The 8,316-nt window shown below is 68.4% G+C and carries 8 protein-coding genes; 5 read left to right on the top strand and 3 right to left on the bottom strand.

Annotated elements, in window-relative coordinates:
* Positions 1 to 1,853 (bottom strand): thioredoxin domain-containing protein (locus VEG08_11100; GenBank protein ID HXZ28531.1); only part of this gene is annotated, 1,853 nt, incomplete at its 3' end.
* A gap of 31 nt (positions 1,854 to 1,884) precedes the next feature.
* Complete coding sequence (locus tag VEG08_11095) at positions 1,885 to 2,883, bottom strand: M20/M25/M40 family metallo-hydrolase (protein ID HXZ28530.1); 999 nt, start codon at positions 2,881 to 2,883, stop codon at positions 1,885 to 1,887.
* 256 nt (positions 2,884 to 3,139) lie between these two features.
* Here VEG08_11095 and VEG08_11090 point away from each other — a divergent pair, with 256 nt between their 5' ends.
* Both VEG08_11090 and VEG08_11085 read left to right on the top strand, forming a co-directional pair.
* Entirely contained in the window at positions 3,140 to 3,811 is a 672-nt protein-coding gene (locus tag VEG08_11090) for an alpha/beta fold hydrolase (GenBank protein HXZ28529.1), read from the top strand.
* Between the two features lie 246 nt (positions 3,812 to 4,057).
* The gene (locus VEG08_11085; GenBank protein ID HXZ28528.1) at positions 4,058 to 5,392 is read left to right on the top strand and encodes a DUF4147 domain-containing protein; all 1,335 of its coding nucleotides are present in this window, start codon (positions 4,058 to 4,060) and stop codon (positions 5,390 to 5,392) included.
* A gap of 454 nt (positions 5,393 to 5,846) precedes the next feature.
* Here VEG08_11085 and VEG08_11080 read toward each other — a convergent pair whose 3' ends face one another.
* Positions 5,847 to 6,731 carry an MBL fold metallo-hydrolase gene (locus VEG08_11080; protein ID HXZ28527.1) on the bottom strand — a complete coding sequence of 295 codons (885 nt, stop codon included), beginning with the start codon at positions 6,729 to 6,731 and terminating at the stop codon, positions 5,847 to 5,849.
* A 139-nt stretch (positions 6,732 to 6,870) separates the two neighbouring features.
* On the opposite strand from VEG08_11080, the gene VEG08_11075 reads away from it, so the two are divergent.
* The 3 genes from VEG08_11075 to VEG08_11065 all read left to right on the top strand — a co-directional run.
* Positions 6,871 to 7,740 carry an NAD(P)-dependent oxidoreductase gene (locus tag VEG08_11075; protein HXZ28526.1) on the top strand — a complete coding sequence of 290 codons (870 nt, stop codon included), beginning with the start codon at positions 6,871 to 6,873 and terminating at the stop codon, positions 7,738 to 7,740.
* A 16-nt stretch (positions 7,741 to 7,756) separates the two neighbouring features.
* Positions 7,757 to 8,008 (top strand): hypothetical protein, encoded by a 252-nt coding sequence (locus VEG08_11070; protein HXZ28525.1) that lies wholly within the window; start codon positions 7,757 to 7,759, stop codon positions 8,006 to 8,008.
* A 125-nt stretch (positions 8,009 to 8,133) separates the two neighbouring features.
* Positions 8,134 to 8,316, top strand: a 183-nt coding sequence (locus VEG08_11065) for a hypothetical protein (GenBank protein HXZ28524.1), incomplete at its 3' end; no start/stop codon positions are given.

Genomic DNA, 8,316 nt, shown 5'->3' with positions numbered 1-8,316 from the left:
ATCACCTGGGTGTGCGGCTGGGAGAGCCACACCGCCGCCATGCCGTAGCTGCCGGCGAAGATGCCGAACTCCCCGGCCAGCCCGGCGAAGACTTTGAGCGTCTGCTCGGCCTTTTCCCGATAGGGCGCGTGGTTGGTGTAGGAGAAGAGGCGCAGCAGCGCGATGGCGGCCGAGGGATTGCCCGCGGGCGTGGGAGAATCCTGGAAGGGCTTGCGGCGGGCGGCCAGCGCGCCCAGAGGACTGTCGCCCGCGGCGGGCTGGGGCGCGTCGAAGAAGCCGCCGGCGGCGGCATCGTAGAAGCGCTCGACCATCTGGTCGGCGATGCGGCGCGCGAATTTGAAGTAACTAAGAACAGCGGTGGCTTCGTAGGCGTCGAGGCAGGCGAGCGCAAGATACGCGTATTCGTCGAGCAGGCCGGTGCTCGGGCGCGCCGCCGCCGCATCCGAGTACGCGATCACGTGCCGGAGGCCGCGCTCGGTGTCCCAGCCCTCGGCCAGCAGGCGGTCGAGCGAGCGCAGGGCGAAGTGGCGGGCGTCGTCCAGCCGGAGCGCGCGCGCCGCCGCCAGGTACGCCGAGACCGAGAGCGCGTTCCAGCTCACGTACACGGTCTTATCGACGTAGGGCGTGGGGCGCTGGAGGCGCGCCGCCAGCAGCTTCTTCTTGGCGGAGTCGAGCAGCGCGCGCACCCGCTCCAGCGGCATCCCGCTGCGGGTGGAGATCTCCTCCAGCCCGGCGCGCTGGTAGAGGACGTTCTTGGCGGGGTTGTGGTGCATCTCCCCGATCTCGCCGATGTCGTAGTGCAGGGCGGCGGCCGCGGCCTCGTCCTCGCTGAGCACCGCGCGCGCTTCCTCGAGGGTCCAGGTGAAGTAGTCGCCGTCGTCCTCGAGCGAGACGTCGGCGTCCTGGGAGGCGAAGAAGCCGCCGTGGGCGCGGTCGCTCAGCACCGCGTCCATCCAGCGCAGGATGTCGCGCGCCACCTCGGCGAAGAAGCCCTCGCCGGTGGCCTGGAAGCCGTGCACGTAGTTCTTGAGCAGCTCGGAGTTGTCGTAGGACATCTTCTCGAAGTGCGGCACCACCCAGCGCTCGTCCACCGAGTAGCGGTGGAAGCCGCCGGCGAGCTGGTCGTAGACGCCGCCGCGTGCCATCTTCTCCAGCGTGGTGGTGACGAGCGTGCGCAGCTCCGGCTCCTGCGTGGCGGCGTAGCGGTCGAGCGCCAGTTCCATCACCGCGGGATGCGGGAACTTGGGAGCGTTGCCGAAGCCGCCGTTCTGGGGATCGAACATGCGCTCGGCGGTGTCAAGGATCTTGCCGATGACGTGCGGGGAGAAGTCGGCGGCGCGCCCGGCGAAGGTCTCCGCCTGCGCGATGGCGGAGAGCACTGCGTCCGCCGACTGCAGCACCTCGCCGTGCTTCTTTTCGAAGGCCTCGGCGATGGCCAGCAAGACGCGCTTGAAGCCGGGGCGGCCCCAGTGGTCCTCGGGCGGGAAGTAGGTGCCGCCGTAGAAAGGCTTGCCTTCGGGAGTGAGGAAGGCGGTGAGCGGCCAGCCGCCTTGCCCGCTGAGCGCCGACACCGCGGCCTGGTAGCGGGCGTCGATGTCGGGGCGCTCGTCGCGGTCCACCTTGATGGCGACAAAGCGCTGGTTGATGATCGCCGCGACCTCGTCACTTTCATACGACTCGCGATCCATGACGTGGCACCAATGACACCAGCGGGCGCCGATGTCGAGGAGGATGGGCTTGTTGTCGCGGCGGGCGGCGGCGAAGGCCTCGTCCCCCCATTCATGCCACCGGATGGGCTGGTGCATGGCGCTGCGCAGGTAGGCGGAGGCGGCGCGCTCCAGGGCGTTGGACATCCGCCTAGTCTAGCTCATTGAAGTCGCGCCCTCACCCCGCGAGCAGCTTCTTCGCGACGGTGCAGTACAGCTCCACCGCCTGGTGGAGCTGCTGCTTCTCCACGTACTCGTCGTCAGTGTGGGCGACGTGAATGGAGCCGGGGCCGAGCATCAGCGGCTCGCCCCACTGGTCGAGCGAAGGCGCGTCGGAGGTGAAAGCCGCCACCATGGTGGGGAGGCCGTCGAGCGTGCGCAAGCGGATGAAGGGGATCTCTAGGGTGAACTGCACCGTAGCCAGGCCCTTCACCGCGGCCTCGATCTCGCGGCGCAGCGGGGTGGAAGGGCCGATGAGGCGGTAGAGCAGGTGGGCCTGAGCGTGGTCGGGGACCACGTTGGGCGCCTGCCCGCCCTCGAGGATGCCGATGTTCAGCGTGCAGGCGCCGATCTCGGGGTCGCTGGGCAGAGGCATGGCGCGCAGGCGGGCCAGCGCTTCCAGCAGCTTGTCGATGGCGGAGTCGCCCAATTCCGGGTAGGCGGAGTGGGCGGACTTGCCGCGCGCGGTCAGCAACACGCGCAGCGTCCCCTTGGAAGCCAGCGCCAGCTTGTTCTCGGTAGGCTCGCCGTTGATGAGGAAGCGGGAGCCGGGGGCGCGGCGGTTGGCGACGGCGGCGCCCAGGCTGTCGCGCTCCTCGCCCACCAGGAAGAGCAGGCCCACGGCGATGTCTTGCAGGCGCAGGCGCTCGGCGGCCGCGATCTGGGCCGCCAGGATGCCCTTGGCGTCGCAGGCCCCGCGCCCGTAGATGCGCTCCTCGTCCTCGCGGGAGGGGAAGTAGGGCGGCACCGTGTCCATGTGGGTGGAGAAGACGAGGGCGGGCTTGGGCTTGCCGGGCACGGTGGCAAAGACGTTGAAGCGCTCGGGCTCGACCGGCATCTTCTTCACCGTGTACTCGAGCTTGCGCAACTCCGCCAGCAGGAACTCGCCCACCAGGCCTTCGCTGCCGGTGGTGGACTCGACGTCCACCAGCCGGCGGGTGAGGGCAACGATGTCCATGGGGAGTAAGGATAGCAGGAGGCCGCACCGAACGCTTGAGTGGGGGCACAGGGCATGCGCATCCGAAATCAAGCCCAAGGTCCTTCGACTCGTGGCCGCCGGCCCGCCAAGAACGCGGGCCGGGAAGAACGGGCGGCCACTCGCTCAGGATGACACCCCACAAAGGATCGGCCGCGAGAGCCGATCACCCACCCACGAAAGCGGGCGCAGCCGTTATGATGCTGTGCTGGCAGCAGGAGCCCTTCGGAGACCCTCGATGGCAGGTGAGATCCGCTCGCTGTTCCTGGAAGGCCCGGCGGGGCGGCTGGAGGCCCTGCTCAACGCCGGCGAGGCGGACGCCAGCCACGCCGCGCTGGTCTGCCATCCGCACCCGCTCTACGGCGGGACCATGCACAACAAGGTGGTCTTCCACGCCATGAAGTCGCTGAACGGCTTTGGCTTGCCGGTGCTGCGCTTCAACTTCCGCGGCGCCGGGCTGAGCGAGGGCGAGCACGCCCAGGGCAAGGGCGAGACCGAGGACGTGCGCGCGGCGCTGGAGTGGCTGGAGCAGGAGTTCCACCTGCCCATCGTCTTCTGCGGGTTCTCCTTCGGGGCGTCGGTGGGACTGCGCGCCGCCTGTCCCGACCCGCGGGTGGTGGCGCTGATCTCGCTGGGCACGCCGGTGCTGGTGGAGGGCCGCGCCTACAGCTACGACATCCTTAGCACCTGCGGCAAGCCCAAGCTGATGGTCAGCGGAGCGCGTGACCTGTTCGGACCGGCGGCGCAGCTCGAGTCCGTCTTCGCGCACGCCGCCGAGCCCAAGAAGTTGGTCATCATCGAGGGCGCGGACCACTTCTTCGACGGCCGCTTGCGCGAGATGCAGAGCGCCATCGAAACATGGCTCCCCGAAGCCGTGCCGGGATTGAAGAAAATGCCAGCCACGGATTGACACGGATCATCACGGATCGAAGGCAAAAGGGAAAAAGCAAGAGGCAAACTCTGCCGTCCCTGCGGGACTCGTCAATCTCCTGGCGCATGCTCCCGGCACTCACGTGCCGGGCTGGGTTCTGGCGCCCGCGGAGCGGGCTGTGGTCCTCACGGCCGAGTGCCGATGGCCGTTCTTAGCCTGCCCTGAGGCGAAAGCCGAAGGGACCAACGACTAACGACCAACGACTGCCTTTATAATCCCGCCGGGATGTCCGCGACCGGAAAAAGCAGCGGCGGCCGCGCGCGCGAGATGCGGGAGCAGGCGCGCGCTCTCTTTCAGTTCGCGCTGGCGGAGGCTTCCATCCCCAAGGCCTTCGAGCGCCACGTGCACTACAGCCGGGGCGTGCTGCGGGTGGCCGAGGACCTCTATGACCTGGGCGCCTACCAGCGCACCCTGGTGCTCTCCCTGGGCAAGGCCGGGCACAGCATGGCGGAGGCGCTGGCGGCGCAGATGGGTACGACCGCGAGCGGCATCGTGGCGGCGCCGGGAGAGATCAGCGCGCAGGTGCCCGGCTTCCGTTACTTTCGCGGCGGGCATCCCACGCCCAACGCAGAGTCGCTGCGCGCCGCCGACGCCATGCTGAAGGCCCTGGGCAACTGCGGCGAGCGCGCGCTGGTGCTCTTCCTGCTGAGCGGCGGCGGCTCCGCCATCGTGGAGAAGCCCATCGAAGAAGCCATCACGCTCGACGACCTGGCGGCCACCTACCGCGCGCTGGTGCTTTCGGGAGCGCCCATCGCCGAGATCAACGCCATCCGCAAGCACCTCTCGGCGGTGAAGGGCGGGAGGATGGCGCGGGCGGCGGGCGCGGCGCAGCAGGTCTCGATCCTGGTGCCGGATGTGCCCATGACGGCGCTGGATGCGCTGGCCTCCGGGCCCACGCTGCCCGACTCGACCACGGTGGAGGACTGCTACCGCATCGCGGCGCAGTACGGGCTGGCGGCGCAGTTTCCCGCGAGCGTGCGCGCGCTCTTCGAGAGTCGCGGGCTGGAAGAGACCCCGAAGAAGGACGACCCGGTCTTCCACCACGCGCGCTGGTGGCCGATCCTGTCGAACGAGACGGCGGAGAAGGCGGCGGCGGCCAAGGCCTCGCTCTCCGGCTTCGCGGTGGAGGTGGACAACTCCTGCGACGACCAGGAGTACGCGCGCGCGGCCGACTATCTCTTGGACAAGGTGCGGGAGCAGCGGCGGCGCGTGGGCCAGGCCTGCCTGATCTCCGGGGGCGAGGTCACGGTCAGCGTGCCCCAGGAGTGTGGCACGGGAGGGCGCAACCAGCACTTCGCGCTGTACTGCGCAGAGAAGATGGCGGGAGAGAAGCTGCTGGTGCTGAGCGCGGGGACGGACGGAGTGGACGGCAACAGCCCGGCGGCGGGAGCGGTGGTGGACGGGACGACGCTGGAGCGGGCGCGGGCGCGCGGGCTGGATGCGGCGGCGGCGCTGGCGAGATTCGATGCCTATCCTTTCTTCCAGTCGTTAGGGGATGCCATCGAGACCGGGCCGACGGGGAACAACCTGCGGGACTTGAGGATCCTGCTGGCGTGGTGAGGGCCGGCGCCTCGAAATGCCTTCGATCATCCTGAAGGGCGTGGAGAGAGTAGGGGTCCTTCGACTCGCGCTGCCCTGCGGCGAAGCCGCAGGGCAGCGCTCGCTCAGGATGACAAATTGAAAAGGGGCTCGTAGCCGGTGGGGCGCTGGCGCTACTGGCCACTAACCACTATCCACTCACCACTGTTCCTACGCGAAGAAGCGGGTGACGCCCTCTTCCAGGACCAGCTATCGTTCGACCCAACGGAAAAAACCGAGCCCGCCGTCTCGCTTTTAGCCCCCGAATTCCCTGTGATGATCTCGAAGGGGTCGGAGGGGGTAGGGGTCCTTCGACTCGCGCTGCCCTGCGGCGAAGCCGCAGGGCAGCGCTCGCTCAGGATGACAAATTGAAAAGGGGCTCGTAGCGGGGCGCTGGCGCTACTGGCCACTGACCACTATCCACTCACCACTGTTCTTACGCGAAGAAGCGGGTGACGCCCTCTTCCAGGACCAGGACGCGGGTGTGGACGCCGGCGGCGCGGGCCTCGTGGGCGAGCAGCTTCAAGGGCTCGTCCAGGGGCTCGTGGGAGAGGCGGAAGGTGCCGTAGTGCATGGGCACCAGCCAGCGCGCGCCCAGATCGCGGAAGGCGCGCACCGCGTCTTCCGGGTTGGCGTGGTTGCGGCGGAAGGCGGGCGGATTGTAGGCGCCGATGGGCAAGAGCGCCAGCTCGGGCTTGAGGCGCTTGCCGATCTCGCGGAAGCCGGGGAAGTAGGCGGTATCGCCGGCGTGGTAGAGCGAGTGCTTGTGGTGCTGCACCACGAAGCCGCCGTAGCCGCGATACATGTCGCGGATGACGCGCGCGCCCCAGTGCTGCGAAGGCACGTGGGTGACGCTGAGGCCGTCGTGGTGGTGCTTCTGCCACCAGTCCAGCTCGATGATCTCGCGGAAGCCCAGGTCGGCGACCAGGTCGCCCACTTGGCGGGGCACGATGATGGCGGGCGCGGCGCCCGTCTTCTGCCGGGTGTGGCGGGCGAGGGCGCGCAGCGAGGGCCGGTGCAGGTGGTCGAAGTGGGCGTGCGAGACCAGCACCAGGTCGAGGGGTGGCAGGTCGCGCAGGCGCAGGCCCGGGCGGCGCAGCCGCTTGAGCACGAAGAGCCAGCGCGCGAAGTTGGGATCGATGGCCAGGTTCTTGCCGCCCATCTGCACGAAGAAGCTGGAATGGCCGATGAAGGTGACGGCCAGCTCGCCCTTGCGCGCCAGTACAGGGGTGCGCGTCTGCCCGATGCGCCGCTCCATGGCGGAGTGGCGGATCAGGCGGGTGAAGTTGCGGGCTCGCTTGCCCAGAGGTGCGGGGACCATGGAGTCCTCCTAGTTTAGCTCATCGGGCAGGGAGAGGATTGCAGAATGCAGAATGAAGAATGCAGATTGCGTCGGGGCAGTTGATTCTCCTGCCTCCGTCGTTTCTAATCGAGGACTGCGCAGGAGGGAAGGAGCGCTCATGAAGGTGGCATTCCTGGGATTGGGGATCATGGGGCGTCCCATGGCCGAGAACCTGGCCAAGGCGGGGCACGAAGTCACGGCGTGGAACCGGACGCCGGGCAGGGAAGCAGCGGGGGCGCGGCTGGCGGCCACCCCGCGGGAGGCCGCCGAGGGCGCGGAGGTGGTGTGGATCTGCGTCTCCGACACCGCCGCCGTCGAGCAGGTGCTCTTCGGGGAGAACGGCGTGGAAGGAGCGCTGCGCGAAGGCATGATCGTCGCCGATTCTTCGACCATCCTGCCCGCGGCCACGCAGCAGTTCGCGGAGCGGGTGCGCGCCCGCGGCGCCGACCTGGTGGACGCACCCATCACCGGCTCCAAGGTGGGAGCGGAGAGCGCGCAACTCATCTTCATCGTGGGCGGAAGGGAAGAGAGCGTGGCGCGGCTCGAGCCCCTGTTCGCGGCCATGGGCAAGAAGTACGTGCGCGTGGGCGAGAGCGGGCTGGGGGAGGCCGCCAAGCTGGCCATGAACCTGATGATCGCGCTCACCTACGAGGGCTTCGGCGAGGGCATCACCCTGGCCAGCAAGCTGGGCGTGCCGGCGGAGAAGCTGATCGAGCTGGTGCAGGCTTCGATGGTGCGCTCGGGGGTGGTGGACTACAAGGCGCCCTTCGTGCTGAAGCGCGACTTCTCGCCCAACTTCCCGCTGCGGCTGATGCACAAGGACATCCACCTGATGCTGGAGGCGGCGCGGGAGGCACGGGTGAAGCTGCCCGCGCTGGAGACGGTGGACGAGATCTACGAGGTGGCGGAGGAAGAAGGCCACCGCGACCTGGACTACGCCGTCACCCTCACCCTGCTGGAGAAGTGGGCGGGAGTGGAGGTCAAGTGAGAATGCAGAATGCAGAATGAAGAATGAAGAACTGAAATCGCGGCGGGGCAGGGTGTGGCGGCGGTGCGCGCTGCTGGGCGCAGGGCTGGTGGCGGTCTCGGTGGTGATGGCGAACTTCCAACCCTACGATTTCGGCGACATGCGCATCTTCACCTGGGCGGCGGTCGCCGGGATGGTGCTGCTGGGGGGCGCCGTGCTGCTGCTGGTCGCGCTCCTGGGATGGGTGGTCACGCGGCTGCGGCGGCGTTCTTCCTCCGCCCATCCCTGAGCGTCGGGCGTCAAGACAGGCTGCGCGCTTCCCTGTATACTGCTGGCAACCCTGGACCAGCCTGATCGAAGCCTTCCCTGATCTCCGGCCACCCCGGGCCTTGAAGCTCAACAAGGAAACGCCGAATGCTGATCCTGACCGCCGCCGCCCTGATCGTCTCGTTCTTATCCATGCAGCTTTCCAGCATGAGCACCACCATCTACCTGCATCGCACCATGGCGCACAAGGGACTGCGGCTGCATCCCGTGGTGATCTTCTTCATGCGGCTGCAGCTCTGGCTGTTCACCGGGATCGTGACCCGGGAGTGG

The organism is Terriglobales bacterium, assembly GCA_035624475.1.
Taxonomy (GTDB): domain Bacteria; phylum Acidobacteriota; class Terriglobia; order Terriglobales; family Acidobacteriaceae; genus DASPRL01.
This window is presented reverse-complemented; position numbering and strand designations above follow the sequence as displayed.